At 37.8% G+C, this 16,794-nt stretch carries 8 protein-coding genes and 1 pseudogene; 4 read left to right on the forward strand and 5 right to left on the reverse strand.

Annotated elements, in window-relative coordinates; all coding sequences use genetic code 11:
• The first annotated feature begins 62 nt into the window (after positions 1 to 62).
• Both D0T08_RS25795 and D0T08_RS25800 read left to right on the forward strand, forming a co-directional pair.
• On the forward strand, positions 63 to 2,636 hold the full coding sequence (locus D0T08_RS25795) for a TonB-dependent receptor domain-containing protein (protein WP_116985645.1): 2,574 nt from the start codon (positions 63 to 65) through the stop codon (positions 2,634 to 2,636).
• A 94-nt stretch (positions 2,637 to 2,730) separates the two neighbouring features.
• Positions 2,731 to 3,438, forward strand: a complete 708-nt coding sequence (locus D0T08_RS25800) for an outer membrane lipoprotein-sorting protein (protein ID WP_116985646.1) — start codon at positions 2,731 to 2,733, stop codon at positions 3,436 to 3,438.
• Positions 3,439 to 3,516: 78 nt separating this feature from the next.
• Here the strand turns inward: D0T08_RS25800 and D0T08_RS25805 are convergent, their stop codons facing one another.
• Both D0T08_RS25805 and D0T08_RS28285 read right to left on the reverse strand, forming a co-directional pair.
• On the reverse strand, positions 3,517 to 5,595 hold the full coding sequence (locus tag D0T08_RS25805; RefSeq protein ID WP_116985647.1) for a GEVED domain-containing protein: 2,079 nt from the start codon (positions 5,593 to 5,595) through the stop codon (positions 3,517 to 3,519).
• Positions 5,596 to 5,709: 114 nt separating this feature from the next.
• Positions 5,710 to 6,702, reverse strand: a pseudogene (locus tag D0T08_RS28285) (family 16 glycoside hydrolase); the annotation flags it as partial.
• A gap of 126 nt (positions 6,703 to 6,828) precedes the next feature.
• On the opposite strand from D0T08_RS28285, the gene D0T08_RS25815 reads away from it, so the two are divergent.
• Positions 6,829 to 8,100: a hypothetical protein gene (locus D0T08_RS25815; protein WP_116985649.1), complete on the forward strand. Its 1,272-nt coding sequence runs from the start codon at positions 6,829 to 6,831 to the stop codon at positions 8,098 to 8,100.
• Between the two features lie 68 nt (positions 8,101 to 8,168).
• Here the strand turns inward: D0T08_RS25815 and D0T08_RS25820 are convergent, their stop codons facing one another.
• Together D0T08_RS25820 and D0T08_RS25825 are read right to left on the reverse strand one after the other, a co-directional pair.
• Positions 8,169 to 10,424 carry a GEVED domain-containing protein gene (locus D0T08_RS25820; RefSeq protein WP_116985650.1) on the reverse strand — a complete coding sequence of 752 codons (2,256 nt, stop codon included), beginning with the start codon at positions 10,422 to 10,424 and terminating at the stop codon, positions 8,169 to 8,171.
• A 120-nt stretch (positions 10,425 to 10,544) separates the two neighbouring features.
• A complete protein-coding gene (locus tag D0T08_RS25825; RefSeq protein ID WP_116985651.1) occupies positions 10,545 to 12,794 on the reverse strand; it encodes a GEVED domain-containing protein in 2,250 nt (749 codons plus the stop codon).
• A 279-nt stretch (positions 12,795 to 13,073) separates the two neighbouring features.
• Here D0T08_RS25825 and D0T08_RS25830 point away from each other — a divergent pair, with 279 nt between their 5' ends.
• Positions 13,074 to 13,952, forward strand: coding sequence for a DNA-3-methyladenine glycosylase (locus D0T08_RS25830; protein WP_116985652.1), 879 nt, complete (start codon positions 13,074 to 13,076; stop codon positions 13,950 to 13,952).
• Positions 13,953 to 14,029: 77 nt separating this feature from the next.
• On the opposite strand, the gene lon is transcribed toward D0T08_RS25830, so the two are convergent.
• Positions 14,030 to 16,486 carry an endopeptidase La gene (gene lon / locus D0T08_RS25835; protein ID WP_229239058.1) on the reverse strand — a complete coding sequence of 819 codons (2,457 nt, stop codon included), beginning with the start codon at positions 16,484 to 16,486 and terminating at the stop codon, positions 14,030 to 14,032.
• Between the last annotated feature and the right edge of the window lie 308 nt (positions 16,487 to 16,794).

Genomic DNA, 16,794 nt, shown 5'->3' on the forward strand with positions numbered 1-16,794 from the left:
ATCCTTTTTCGATTTCAGGATTTAGCTTTCTAACGCAAATTTGTATCGTTAAAAACTAAATCATGAAAAAAGGTACACTAATTATTATTTTATTTGCTTCTATTTTTACTTCATTAGCGCCCGCTATGGCGCAGTTCCCTATGGGTGGCGGTAGCTCTACTCAAAAAGCATTACCGGGCACAGCAGGCGACCAGACTCCGAAAGGAAATAGTAAAATTACAGGAACGATTGTTGACTCAACAACCAGCAAAACTGTTGAATTTGCAGGGGTAGCTTTGCTTGATAAAACCACAAGCAAGCCAATTGACGGAACAATGGCTGACGAAAAAGGTAAATTTACCATGAGCAAAGTAGCCGCAGGTACATTCAAACTACAGGTTACTTTCATCGGATATAATACTAAAACCATTGATGTTACACTTGCCAAAGGTCAGGAATTAGACTTAGGTAATGTGGTTATCACGAGCAGTGCTAAAATGCTGAACGAGGTAACTGTAACCGGACAAGCGGCTTTGATTGAAGAGAAAGTTGACCGTCTGGTATATAACGCTGAAAAAGATATTACAGCCAAAGGTGGCGATGCCGCAGATGTATTGCGCAAAGTGCCTTTATTGACTGTTGACCTTGATGGTAACGTATCATTAAGAGGTAGTCAGAATATTAAGGTTTTAATCAATAACAAACCAAGTACCATCATTGCCAGCAGTGTAGCTGATGCCTTGAAACAAATTCCTGCCGACCAGATTAAGACTGTTGAGGTAATTACCAGCCCATCGGCTAAATATGATGCTGAAGGTTCAGGTGGTATTATCAATATTATTACTAAAAAGAACAACTTACAAGGCTTGAGTCTGAATATTGACGGTGGTATTGGTAATAGGGGTTCGATGTTAGGATTGAATGGCAGCTATAGAAAAGGTAAAGGTGGTGTAACCTTAGGTGGTTTCGGCCGTGGTATTTACAATACTATTACCAAGACTACACTAGACCAGACAAGTATTGTTAATGGTGTTTCTACTTTGACAAAACAAGCAGGTGATGGCTCTAGCGAGGGTTTATTCGGACAATATAACTTAGGTTTTGACTACGATTTAGCTAAAAATCAAAGCTTAACAGCAGGTGTACGTTACGGTGTACGTAACTTTACTACCCAACAAGACTTTACTACGAATATCTATAATAATGGTATTCTCAATTCTGATGCCAGTTCGAGAAGAGATGTAGATGCTAAGAACTTATCGGGAACAGTTGATGTGAATCTGGATTATTTGCATACATTCAAAAAACCTCAACAAGAATGGAGCATCTCAACCTTATATAGCCGTAATGACCTGACCAATAACTTTGATGCAAACTTGTTAAATCCTGCTGGTGACCCATTGAGTCGTCAACGTAACTTGAATAGCAATCTTAATCAGGAGTTTACTGTGCAAAGTGATTATCAGACACCGATCAAGAAAAACCAGATGTTAGAATTTGGTGCAAAAGGTATCTTACGTGAGGTAACCAGTGATTACAAATTCTTGTTTGCAGGCCCAACCGGTAATTTCTCGACTGAAATCAATCAACCACAAGGAGAATTGACTTATCATCAGAACATCGCAGCGGCTTATAGCTCTTATACCTATACTACCAAAAAACGCTATACGTTAAAAGGAGGCTTACGTTATGAGCATACATTTATTGATGCCAGCACAAAAGAAGGCGGCCCGATTGGTGTAGGTGATTATGGGGTGTTAGTACCAAGTATCAATGCTTCAAAAACCATTAAAGGTACTACTTTCAAATTAGCTTATAACAAACGTATTCAACGTCCTGGCTTGCAACAGTTGAACCCAAACTTCAACTCTGCCAACCCTCAGAATATCACTGTAGGTGACCCGTCTCTGAAACCTGAGATTACTGATAACTTTGAATTGACATTGAGCAAAAACATCAAGAAAACGTTTATCAATGCCTCATTCTTCGGACGTATCACAAACAACGCTATCTCGCAAGTACGTATTCCGTCTGATACTTTAGAAGGTGCGATTATTACCACTTATAAAAACATTGGTAAACAACATGCTTATGGTACTAATATTTTTGCTAACATTGCAGTTACCTCGAAGATGAATGTGGGTATATTTGCTAACATCATCCACAATACCTTAACAGGACAAGTAATTGGTGTGGATAATTTAACGCAAGACCTTACCAACTCTGGCTTTACTGTAAGCGGTGGTTTGTTTTCGCAGGCAACATTTAAAAATGGTTGGGGTGCACAAGCCTTTGGTTTCATGCAAGGAAATCAGGTTCAATTACAAGGTAACCAGGGTGGATTTGCCTTCTATACTGTGGGTATTAAGAAAGACTTTAAAAACAAAAAGGGTAGCATAGGCCTTGCCGGAGAAAACTTCTTCAACAAACGATTCAATATCAGTTCAGAATTGAAATCGGCTCAGTTTAATCAGGTAAGCAATGTATACATGTACAATAGAGGTGTTCGTTTGACATTTAGCTATAAAATCGGTAAAATGACAGTTGACGCTCCTAAGAAAAAAGCCCGCTCAGTAAACAACGATGACGTGAAGAGTGATGGTCAAGGTGGTGGTCAACAAGGCGGCGGACAACAAGGTGGTGGTACACCAAGATAATACTAAAATCTTATCTCTATCGTTGATACCCTCAGCGATAGGGTATTAAAAAAGAACCTTAATAAACTTAGAATAAACTTTAATTCAATCTCAAATGAAAACGAACAAACTTTTTGCTACCGCAGTAGCGGCATTTATCTCGGTTAGTAGTTTTGCTCAGACTGTAGACGAAATTGTTGACAAACACATTGCAGCTTTAGGCGGGGCCGATAAACTAAAATCTGTAAACACAATTGTTGCGGAACGCTCGCTGTCGGTACAAGGCATGGATATTCCGACCGTAAGTACCTTAGTTGTTAATAAGGCTGTACGTTCAGAATCAACAGTAATGGGTAACTCAATGGTACAAGCTTATGATGGTACTAATGCCTGGATGATTCGCCCGACGATGATGGGTGGTACAGGTGAACCTGAAAATATGCCTGCCGACCAATTGAAACAATTAAAAAGCCAGCTTGATCCATTCGGCCCACTTTTCAACTACAAAGAAAAAGGCAACAAAGTGGAGTTGATAGGTAAAGAAAAAGTTGATAAAAAAGATACTTATCACTTGAAAGTGACAACTGCGGGTGGCGAGGTATCAGACCAATATATTGATGCTACTACTTATTTGTTAACGAAGACAAAAGCATCTGCGAACGGACAAGACGTTGAAATCAATTTCTCTGATTACAAAGATGTAGACGGCATTAAATTTGCCTATGCTATGGATCTTTCTAACCAGATGGGTAACTTAGCCTTCCTTACCAGCAAAATCAAAATTAATGGCCCTGTTGATGAGAAAGTATTTAAAAAACCTTGATAATTAGCAGCAGGAATATAAAAGCAAATGAGGCGAATCTGGAGATTCGCCTTATTTGCTTTTATATATTATGGTGATTTACGGACAGGAAACATTCTGAATACCAGCAGTAAAAACTTCATTCACTCCGGCCTGAAAACCGGGGGTAAGTATAATCGACTTACCTGCATAATAACTAGTGCCAATTGCTACGTTGGCTGCACTCATAATAGTTTGTGACGTGCTGTAGATACCCGCCGATTGTGAGATATTACCAAAACTCAAGCTTCCTGTCGCTACTATATTGGCCAATACAGGTGTTCTATCAACCGAACAAGCTCCTGCGGCACAAGCTACATAATAAGTAACAGGCACCGAAAGGCCTGGAGTAGTAAATGTACCCCCAGTAGTAAAAGCGTTGCCACCAACGGCATTGATATACCACCCAATACTACTGTTTGTGCAGCCCGTTGCATTTAATGTAACGCTGCCACTACCACAGCGTTTAACATCTGTTACCGATGCAATACTATCGCAGGTAATGTTGATTAAATAATCCCCTGTTTCTCCATATCCTTGAGAATTTTCTGTTAAGTCACAGGGATCGGTGGGTGTGCTATCATAGGCTATCCGAAATCTCATTCTTGATGAACCTTTGCTTGCATTAAGCGGGACAGTAAAATCGCTTGAAACATTGGTCCAGTTTGCATAAGTTTTTGTAAATACCACTTCATTATTATCAAAGTTACCGTTTCTATTAAAGTCAATCCAAACGCTTGCGCCTTCCGGGTAGCTACTGCTATTGGCCATTGATAGGCTGTATGTATGACCCGTCGCAAGCTCAATTACAGTAGAATTATCTAAAGAATAGCCTCCTGATTTACATGATGGGGTACGATTCAAAAGTACCATTGCTCCTTTTTTGAGGGTGAAATTTGTAAGGGAGTCTCCATCTTCACATCTCATGGGAGGTGGAGTACAATAACAATCAGCACCAGAGTTGAATACTATCTGGGATATACCGCTATAACTGGCATTTGAATTGGCTGCAACTACACGATAATAATAAGTAGAGCCAGGGATTAAATTTTGAGTATCACTGAAAAATGTAACATTTTTTGCCACACTACCGACAGCTACAAAAGGTCCTGTCGGGCTTAAAGAAGATTCAATGATATAACCCATATCGTTATTCGCATTGTCTGTCCAGTTAATATTTATACTACAGCCAACCCGCGAAAGATTAAGATTAGTTGGGGCTAAAGCGGTAACGCCACTACAAGTCATTGTATAAGTAAAGCTATTCATATAGCTGGTTCTCAATGCATATCCCTCCTCTATTCGTGTATACTGCTCTGCTGTGAAAATATCATGACAAAGCAAGTAATAAGACATCAGGTTATTTACCATAGGATTATAACTTTGCCCATTCGCATCAACCGCATGACCAGTATAGGTGCAGGTATTGGAATTATAACTTCCTTTTGGATCAGCAGGTGTATCACAAACGAAGTCACCGGCTATTTCACAGTTACTACCATTCACTAATTCTTTTCCCAGAAAATTCTCGTGCGTGTGAAAGAGATTCCAGTAATGTCCCATTTCGTGCGACAATGCACCTTTGCTATTGGTCGCATCATTCGACATAATAATACGGTTCTCAGCTTTATCAGCGCTTGGGAATGCCGCAATACCACTTAATGTTGCGGAATTTGTAACAAGTGAACCGACAAAATATATATTAAGTGCATCGTTTACATTATTCTGTACCAATTTATTGTTCTCATAATCTACATTGAGGGTATATAGCTCATCACTATCAATATAATGCACATTACTGCATAACGAGAAACTCATATTGATACTGGCATATTTGGTATTCATAACAGCAATAGCCGAAGCAATTGAATCAATGGAAATCCCTCCGGAGCCATCACTCTTCCTAACAATATGAGCTTTGATAGGAATAACCACCGGAGAAGCCAGATTTGTACCCCTCTGGGCCAACTGTTTCATTAACTTTTCATGTTGCTCAACAACTTTCTGAGAAGGTACAGATGTACCACACTCTATTGGATTGTTTCCATTAACAGGCAGATTAGTTTGATTGTTTCTCTGAGCTATCGAAGTAAGTGTAGTGAATAGAAGAACAGGTAATAGTAAACGAATAGTATTCATTATTGAGAACTGTAAGTTAGGGGATATTTTGCAGTCAAATATAAATAAATATACTTACAGTTACTCGTTGAAAATAAACTTTAAATGTACCCAATATAAAATGTAATAAGGGTNTCCTTTCCCGAATACAAAGGCATCCCCCTCAATAATAAACGTAAGTTCATTTTCTCCTTTTTTCATATCCAGCACAATACAGTTTTCATAATTATTCAGTCGATCCAATTTGTACTTGGCATAATTAAAGACTTCTTTTCCATTCAGAAAAATCTGTAGTTTACCTGTAAAATCGAAATATAATAATTGCGGTTTATCTGCTTCTGCATTAACAGTTCTTTTAGCAAAGACTGTTCCGTTAGGATATTCGAAATAGCGTTTCAGATTCACCATCTCATCATTTTTCTGGTTGATTTTATTCCAGGTTTTCATCTTTTTCACATCTGGATACTCATATGTTTTATCACGCGGCAATTGCTCAGAGATACTCCAGTCAGTTAATGCCTTCGGAATTTCCTGAATGTACACATTAGCAAAGTAGGCTTCGCCAAACATACTTCTCAATAAAATATTACCACTATCAGTATCAGTGTCCAGAAGCGTCAGCGTCATATCTGCTTCTTTTTTATTGTTCACAAATACACGCATGATTTTATTTCTGACTTCAATAGCGGCATGAAACCATTCCATTGCCGCAATATCCGTCTTAGCTTCATGAATTGGGTAATGATACAATACCCAGCTTAGGCCACCATTATAGATAGGAATATACTGAATGGCTTCTTGTGTACCACCATAGCCAGGTCTGAAATACAAAAACTGGTAGTTTTGTTCGTTTTTTACATGAAAGCCAACCCCTGCCATCACTTTTGCAGCTACATCAAACTCGATTCTGAAATCCTGATAGTTTTTATTTTTATTGATAACTATTGCCTCTTTTTTACCGTCCAATTTTACACAGACTTTTTCTTTGTATGTTTGTTCTGTCAAAGTAACAGGTTCATTGTTTTCAGAAAAAGCCTGCCAGTCTTTGAGGGTATTTTGTGCTACGAGGTTAAAAGAAAAAAGGGTTAGCGAGCTGATAATAAATGATTTGATTTTGCGCATTTTCATAATAAATTGATTAAATTTTGAGTAATAATTTTTATGCTGCAAGATGATAGGCTTCGCTAAAAATTATGGTTACAATATTGAATTGTTTTACAACTGTTTTACGATTATTTTGATAAAAGCCTGGATATGAGCGATATAAACGCATTAGATGAAGAACTCTTAGAAACGCTAAAAAAGGAAGTAGCACAAAAAGCAGGACTTGGCCGGGTTGAAAACTGGACACAGAAAGACTATGAGTTTCTGATATTTTTTATTGAGGAGAAATCAGGCGTAAAGATCAGTCTTACTACAATTAAGCGCATCTGGCGTAATGAGTATAACCGGCTGCCTCATATCGCTACTTTAGACGCCCTTAGCCAGATTGCTCATAACAAAGATTGGCTATCTTTAAAATTAGAATCTACAAGATTAGTCGATGAAAAAAATTCGGTTCATCCAGCCAAAAACAATCATAATGATTCCAGTCAATTCATTGGAAAGCTAAAGCAGAATTTTACCTATGCATGGATAATAGCAGGAGTGGCATTAATTTTATCTGTTGGATTCTTTGCTTTTAAAGACAGACTTCTAAAAAAACAGGCTAATCTTTCTGCCATTCAGTTTTCAGCCAAAACATCGGTTAATAATTCAGTACCCAATACAGTAGTTTTTACTTATAATGTAGATTCGGTAGATGCCAGAAAATTCTATATTCAACAATCATGGGATAGAAGACGGAGAGTTGAGGTAGATAAGAGTAACCATCAATTAACAGATATTTATTATCTACCGGGTTATTATATGGCAAAGTTAATAGCAGATGATTCTACCATCAGAGAAATTCCGGTGCATATTAAAACTAACGATTGGGTAGTTGCCGCACATCAGAATACGATTGAGAATAAAATACTCCCAACACAAGAATGGCTCCCAGGTGGTATTGTTGGTGTGGGGAAAGAGGTTTTAATCAACAATAAAATTGAGGTAACAGAACCCTTTATGCTTACTTTTCATAATAGCAGGGATTTTGAAATTGATGGCAATAACTTTGAATTCTCTTCTGATATTAAAATGGATTCAACAGGCATTGTTTGCCCTGCAGCAGCCTTACTTATCAAAGGCAAACATGAGTATATGTATATTAATCTCGGAGCAAAAGGCTGCGAAAGCGAAATTAAAATGAGTATCGCCGAAAGAAAGTTCGATGGTAAAAATATGGATTTAACCACCTTTGGCACACAAATATATACCTGGCAGAATGTCAGGGTTACCAATAAAAATCAAGCGATAAGCATTGAGTTGAACGGCAAAGAAATATTTAAAACCACTTATACCAAACCCTTGGGCGAATTGAAAGAAGTAGGCTTCATTTTTAAAGGTAACGGCATTATCAAACAAACTAAAGTCGATAAACTTTAATCCCTGTTAACTACAGAACAAGTTAATTATTCGCTAATTCACTGCAGCGGCGGCCGCTCAATCACTAACTAATTACACCCCCCCGTTTCGGCTTTAAATATTGTTCCTTTTTCTGCCTTAAAGCCTGGTGATAAATTGATAGCTGCTGATTGATAAGTTGCCATTGTACCTGTCCCATCAATTTGGTTCTTAGCATTTATTGTTCCTCCTACAGCTAATGCCTGTATAGTCTGCCCACCAGCAACAATATTATTTACAGGATTATAAAGAGAAAGAATTGTCGGACAATTACCTTCAATGTTTATTAAGTAATCTTCTGTTTCGCCTGATACATAGTTTCCACAAGGAGCTAAAGGTTTGTCATCCATAGTAAGCATTATCCTCATACGGGTATATTTCTGTGCAACAACTGTATCAGGAATAGTAAATGAGCCTGAGATTGGGGCATCATTCGTTGAATCCTGCGTAATAAAGACTCTGTCTGTCGTTTCAAAAATTCCATTTTTATTAAAATCTATCCAGATAGATGCATGCACAAAAGGCCCTCCTACACTACCGGGATGAATAACAAAATTTTGTACTTGCCCTTTAGTAAAAGTACGGATAGGTGTAAAATTAAATACTTGTTGTCCTGCTGGAAGACATTGATAGTCCAGACTAAAGAAAACATTATTAAATTCAACAGCAATCATCTTAATTGGCCAGTTTTCACAAGGATAAGTATAAGTTGTCTTACAATACTCAACTGGTGGTTGATTATTTGTAGTAAAGTTGGAATTAGTAAAAACTGAGCAATCGACCTTTACGCGCCAATCGTATGAAGTATTTGCTATAAGGCCTGTGATAATAAGGCCCTCTTTTTTAGTCGTTTTAGTTATCCAGGTACTTGACGAAGTGGGTTTGTACTCAACCACATAATCACCCTCACCAACCGGATGAGCCCATAAAAGATGTGCAGTATTTCTATATATATTAATAGCCGTCAGATCAACAACAGGTTTTGTATTACCCATGCAAGCCTGTACCTTTCTTCTTATCAGATTACCGGGCAAGACCCCAAAACCATTATACAAATTAAAACTACCGCCTCCTATATCACAATAACTCATGATAGTTCCCCCCAATTCTGGAAATGGGTTCAAACCACAAGACCCTCCGTTTTGTGGCCCACTCTCAACTGTCCAGCAATTATCAAGAGCACCACAAGGCCATAGACAACTATTTGTGTGTGGGGAACCTAAATTATGCCCTAGCTCATGAGCAATCACCTTAACGGCCCTGGAATACGTAGGTACTTCTACTACTGTATCACCTACACCCGTAGCTACTGACCAACCTTTACTACACAATACATCGATTGCACCCATGCCCCCTCCAAAAGGTTTGCTTGACAATAAGTGAGCGATATGCCCATTAAAATTTCCACCTAAAGTATCAGTTAAATAAGCGCCAAAGGCATGGTAAAGTTGGTAAAAGTTAACTGTATAGGGTGACATAAAAGGCTCATCCTTATCCCAGATTTTGAGTTCAGAAATCTGCATATCTATCCATTCCCGGTCATATAAGACTATCACTTGCGCAAATAAATGAGTGACAAAATTAGTGGCTGTCACCATACTCGAATCCTGGTCTTTAAATATCTGGTAGTCGGCTTCCAGATGAATCAGTACCGGATTACAGGCTTGCGCACTATCGCGGACAGGAGCAGTACTACAGGAACCCGCATCGGCCACTTGTCTGATTTTTTCTTCACTTACCCCACAATCCAAAGGCTTCTTGTTTAGCAGGTCTTTATCATTGTACAATATATAATTTTCAGATTTTCTGATTTTACCTAAAACATGATTGCCATCTTTATTGGAGATAAAGCCACTTACTTCTCCATCGCTGATGCTAATGGCTACCAGAGAATTCGGGTCACCTTTAATAATACCCTTATAATGAGTAGATTTAACAAAAGGCACTTCTTTATTGGCAGCATTGAGTAATCGAAACTTCGGACCGTATATATTAATCGGAATTAATTCTAGTTCAAAAGCTCTTCCGTTAGAAGAGGGAACAGCCAGATTCAGAAACGGAACTTGTTTTTGTGCTAATCTGGCTAATTCAGTTTTATTTACTGAAAACTCTATGGCTGAACTGTTGGCAGCCAAACCCAAACTGGTTCTTCGAAGAGATGATTTAGGCGAATAAAAAAGTTTCGAAGATTTTAATAGAGTTGATTGTTTTTTTGCATCGTTAACCTCTTCATATATTTTATGTTGTGCATGGCTGCAAAAAACAAGTAATAAAAAACCTATCAGTAAATATCCTGTTTTTTTCATAATAATAGGTTGTTAATAAATGAATTAATACATTCAATCAATGCTCAATAATAACAATAATCCATTTAAGCAATAGGTAGAAGTGGTACTGTGTATTAATAATCAGGTAACCCCTGAATATTAATTACAACCACCTGTCTCTGCTTTAAATATTGTACCCTTCTCAGCTTTAAATCCGGGTATCAGATTAATAATACCTGATTGATAGCTAGCCGTTGTTCCTGTACCCTCTATATGATTGGCAGCATTGATACTGCCTCCTGTTGCAAATATTTGTATCAACTGTTCGCCGGCTACAATATCATTAAATGGGTGAGTAAGGTTTAGCGTTTGCTGGCAATTACCAGTTATATTAATCATATAATCTTCTGTTTCGCCTGCAACGTAAGTACCACAGGAAGCTGATGCCATTTCGTCCCTGGTCAAAATTACTCTCATACGGGTATATGACTGAGTAACAACTGTATCAGGTATTATAAATGACCCGGAAATTGGCGCTCCAGGCACTAAAGTCGGTGTCATAAAAACTCTATCCTGCGTTTCAAAAATACCATTCTTATTAAAATCTATCCAGATAGAGACACTGATATTAGGATCTCCTCCATGACCAGGATGAATAGTAAAATTTTGTAGCTGTCCCTTACTAAAATTACGAATTGGTTTAAAATAAAATTTTTGTCCTCCCGAGGGTGGGCACTCTGACATCAATGTAAAAAAAACGTTATTAAAACTAACTGTCTGAATTTTTATATGCCAGGTTTCACATGGATAAGTATAATTTACCTTGCAATATTCAACCGGAGGTTGGTTATTGGTTGTAAAAGTAGAAGTGGTAAAAACAGAGCAGTCAACCTTTACACGCCAGTTATATGCAGTATTTGCCTGGAGTCCTGTAATTATAAGCCCTTCCTCGGTCGTTGTTTTACTTATCCATGTATTAGATGAAGCAGGCTTATACTCGACTGTATAATCACCCTCTCCTACCGGATGCTCCCATAAAAGATGTGCTGTATTTCTATATACATTAATAGCCGTAAGATTGACTGTAGGCCTTGTATTACCCAAACAAGCCTGTACCCTTTTTCTTATCATATTACCAGGCAAGATTCCAAAACCATTATACAGATTAATACTGGCTCCTCCTATATCGCAATAACTCATGATAGTGCCTCTGACTTCAGGAAATGGGCTTAAACCACAAGTCCCGCCGGTGGGTCCGCGCTCAATTGTCCAGCAATTATCAAGTGCACCACAAGGCCAATAGCAACTATTCGTGTGCCTTGAACCCAGATTGTGCCCTATTTCATGTGTAATCACTTTGACAGGTCTTGAATAATCTGGTAATTCTACTACTGTATTTCCTACTTCTGTAGTTATAGACCATCCTTTACTGCATAATACATCTATTCCTCCCATACCCCCACCTAAAGGCTTACCTGACAATAAGTGGGCAATTTGCCCATTAAAATTCCCCCCTAAACTGTCAGTTAAATATTGACCAAAAGCATGATATACTTGTTGAAATGTAGCAGTCCATGGAGTCATAAAAGGCTCAGGCCTATTCCATACTTTAAGCTCCGAAATCTCCACGGCTATCAATTCACGATCATATAAAACTACTACCTGTGCAAATAAATGTGTGACAAAATTAGTTGCTGATACCATGCTCGAATCCTGATCTTTAAATATCTGGTAGTCGGCTTCTAAATGAATTTGTACTGGATTACAGGCTTCGAACTCCTCACAGACAGGAGCGGTACTACAAGAATTATTAACATCAGCTACCTGGCTGATACTTTCTTCACTGACACCACACTTATACTTAGCGTTTTGAAGCAGGTCTTTGTCGTTATATAATATGTAATTTTCCGATTTCTTAACTTTACCTAAAACATAATTGCCGTCTTTATTGGAAATAAAGCCACTTATCTCTCCCTTACTGATACTTATAGCTACTAAGGAATTCTGATCTCCTTTAATAATACCCTTATAATGTGTAGATTTAATAAAGGGCACCTCCTGATTTGCGGCATTGAGTAATCTGAACTGTGGACCATATATATTAACGGGAATTAATTCTAACTCAAAAGCATTTCCTATATAAGAAGGAATAACCAGATTTAAAAAGGGAACTTGTTTTTGTGATAGTTTAGCTAATTCAGTTTTATTTATTGAAAACTCTATGGCCGAATTGTTTGCTACAAATCTATTTTGTCTGACAGAGGCCGCAGCAGAGTAAAAAAGTGTAGAAGATTTTAATGGAGCCAATTGTTTTTTTGCCAAGCTAACTTCTTTATAAATTTTATGTTGTGCGTGACTGCAAAAAACAAATACTAAAAAGCTTATCAATAAAGACCCTGTCTTTTTCATTAAAATTAGGTTGTTAAATAAATGAATTAAAATAATAATACATTCACTAATGGATTCATCGTTAAGAACAAGTCACCTGAACTATACGCAGAAGAAATACTGTGGGAAATAATAGCCTAAGAAATTACAGTACTAAGAAACCGCTTATTTTACTATGTGCTGCACTTAAAACACTTTAAATCACTAAGTTATGACATATCATCTATTCTTTCAACTATTCATCAAAATATTATTTTAGGGTATTTATTTTATTCTGATTTTTGAAATTTTTACTTACCTATGATATATATACCTACCCCAGAGGAATTCAGTTATAAAGAGTTACTTAAGTTCTTATCGCGTAATGAAAAAGAGTGCCTGCATAGCATTATAGACGATGTCATATTTAAGGTTTTAGAGATTGATAACGAATTAGTTTTATTCTCAATCTCGTTTAATAATGGGCTAGTAGCTACTATTCATACTGATAATCAATCGCAGGTTATTCAAGAGAAAGTCAGAACTTATATTGAAGATTGGTTTGATTTAACAGCAGATTTGAAAGCATTTTATGATATAGCTCAACAAGACCTAATCTTATTCCAGCTTTGCCAGAAATATCATGGGCTTAGAATGGTTGGTATGCCAAATCTTTTTGAGTCACTGGTATGGTCGGTTATCGGGCAGCAGATTAACCTCAATTTTGCTTATTCCTTAAAACAACGCCTGGTGCATACCTTTGGCAAAAGCTTTACCTTTCAGGGCGAAACTTTCTACGCTTTACCAACCCCGGAAACCCTGGCAGGTTTACAGATTGAAGATTTTCAACCCTATCAATTCAGCAGAGGGAAAGCACAATACATTATCAATATTTCCAAAGCATTTGTAGAAGGTATTTTGTCGCAACAAAAACTGGCTTTGCTCAGCTATGACGAAATCAAGAAACAATTGGTAGCTATTAAAGGCATAGGTAACTGGACAGCCAACTACTCGATGATGAAGAGTCTGAAAAGTTATGATGCCTTTCCCGTAGAAGATGTGGGGTTACACAATGCCGTAAAAACGCAATATGGTCTGGCAGGTAAGCCAAGCATTGCCGAGCTACACCAGATGTCAGCTAACTGGTCTGGTTGGCGTGGATACGCTACTTTTTACTTCTGGCATTCATTATTGGGATAAAAAAATAGCAGATGCCCAACACATCTGCTATCGCACTAAATTATATTCTCAACGGTTTAATTACAAAATTGAAATATCTATACTAATTCAACAGGTTGAATTTCTTTCTTTTCTTCTGGGAATATGAAATTCATTGCTTTTTCTACTTTTTCAGGCAGTAAAGCTATATCTAATACTTCCTGCACATAATCTACATAATGGAAAGTCAAACCCTCGGTATAAGCTGCTCCTATTTCTTCAACATCCTTACGGTTTTTATAGCATATCACAATTTCTTTGATACCTGCACGCTTAGCAGCCAGAATTTTCTCCTTTATTCCACCTACTGGTAATACTTTGCCTCTTAGCGTAATTTCACCTGTCATAGCCAGATTTGGTTTCAGTTTTCTTTGGGTGAAAATAGAAGCCATTGAGGTAACCATGGTGATACCTGCAGATGGGCCATCTTTTGGAACAGCCCCTTGCGGCACGTGTACGTGCAAATCATAATTCTGGAAGATTCGATAGTCTATCCCAATTTCCTCAGCATGAGATTTCAGATAAGATAAGGCAGTTACTGCCGATTCTTTCATCACATCTCCTAATTGTCCTGAGAGCGTTAATTGTCCCCTACCGCGGCTTAGGCTTGATTCAATGAATAGAATGTCTCCTCCTACCGATGTCCAGGCTAAACCTGTTACTACACCAGCCGTTTCGTTACCCTCATATAAATCATGATCAAATATGGGAGCACCTAACATTTTTTCTACGTGGTCTGCTTTCACTAGTTTAGGATACTCTTCCTGCATGGCAATAGCCTTAGCTATTTTTCTTACCAGCGTACCTATCTGTTGTTCCAGACGTCTCACACCTGATTCTCTGGTATATCCCTCAACCACTTTCTGAATAGCTTTATCATCTATTTTTAAATCTTTTACCTTGATACCATGTTGTTCCAATTGCTTAGGTACGAGGTGTTTCTTGGCAATTTCGATTTTCTCTTCTACTGTATAACCCGAAATCTCAATAATTTCCATTCTGTCTCGCAATGGTGGCTGAATGGTATCTAAGGAGTTGGCTGTTGCAATGAACAAAATCTTAGAGAGGTCATAATCAACCTCCAAATAATTATCCTTAAATGATGAATTTTGTTCAGGGTCTAATACCTCTAGCAAGGCAGACGAAGGGTCGCCACGAAAATCACGTGACACTTTATCGATTTCATCTAGTACAAATACAGGGTTCGATGCCTTAGCTTTTTGCAGGTTTTGAATCACCTTTCCGGGCATAGCACCGATATATGTTTTTCTATGTCCACGTATCTCAGCTTCATCATGTAAGCCACCTAAAGCCATACGCACATAATTACGACCCAATGATTTAGCAATAGATTTACCTAACGAGGTTTTTCCTACACCCGGAGGTCCATATAAACATAGAATAGGCGCTTTCATATCACTCCGCAATTTCAATACGGCCAGATACTCAATGATACGCTCTTTTACTTTATCCAGACCTGAATGGTCAGCATCTAATATTTTCTTCGCACGTTTCAGGTCGAAATTATCCTTGGTATATTCATTCCACGGAAGTTCTATCATGGTTTCAGCATAGGTAAGCGAAACGCCATACTCAGGTGCCATTGAGTTCATTCTAAGAATCTTGTTCAATTCCTTATTAAAATGCTCATTGGCTTCTTTGCCCCACTTCTTTTTCGCTCCTTTAGCTCTTAATTTTTCAACTTCCTGGTCTGGGGTTTCAAGACCCAGTTCTTCCTGTAATACCTTTATTTGCTGACGCAGATAGTATTCTCTTTGTTGCTGGTCTATGTCAAGGCTGGCTTTGCTTTGAATATCACGTTTGATTTCTAATACCTGAATCTCTTTCATCATGTGTTCAAGCAATTTATGTGCTTGTTCACTCCCATCAAAAGTCTCTAACAACAATTGTTTTTCGCTGATTTCAATGTTCAGATTAGAAGACAAGAAGTGTGTCAGAAAGCTCGGACTATCAATATTACTGATAGCCATCTGCGCATCTTTCGGAATATCAGGGTTCAGATTCAGAATCTTGTAAGCAGCCTCTTTCAGACTTTGAATCAAAGCCTTTACTTCTTTCTTACGAACACTCGGAAAATTATCAGGAATATATTTCACCGAAGCAGTTAAATGCGGTTCTGTCTGATTATACTGTAATATTTCAAAACGACGACGCCCCTGAATAATAACCGTTACGTTACCATCAGGTAATACAATCATTTTTAAAATAGTGGCAATTGTACCCACTTTATATAAATCTTCCGGAGTCGGCTCATTAGGGGTGTGGCGTATCTGTGCTACCACACCGATAGTTTTATCGGTACGATAAGCCTTTTTAACCATTTTGATGAATTTTGCTCGGGTAACCGTAACAGGTATAACAATACCGGGGAACAAAACAGTGTTTCTTAAGGAAAGAAGTGCCAGGTCAGTTGGCAAATTATTTTCATTTTCCATCACTTCATCAGGTGAAGCGATTTCAATCATTTCTACGTTTTCTACGTCTTGGCGTGCCATTACTAGGCTAGAGATTAGTTCACGATTCATGTACCACAAATTTAGATTCGTCTATACGATTTCTTTTATACAAAGAAACCTTTTACTATACAGCAAATATTGATTATTATAAAAAAACTAATCCCTCTGAATACTTTCAAATGGCTGATAATAGTTAAAATATATCTGCCAGATTGTCAGAGTGAAAGTACAAAACGTTTTTAATAATAAAAAAAAATATTCGTTTTTTTTATAGCTCAAACCTGATGCCAAGCCAGGCAGTATGGCATTGTGGCAGGCAAATCCATTAAATCTTCTCGGGTTTCAAA

This window comes from Emticicia sp. C21, from assembly GCF_003418935.1.
Classification (GTDB): domain Bacteria; phylum Bacteroidota; class Bacteroidia; order Cytophagales; family Spirosomataceae; genus Emticicia.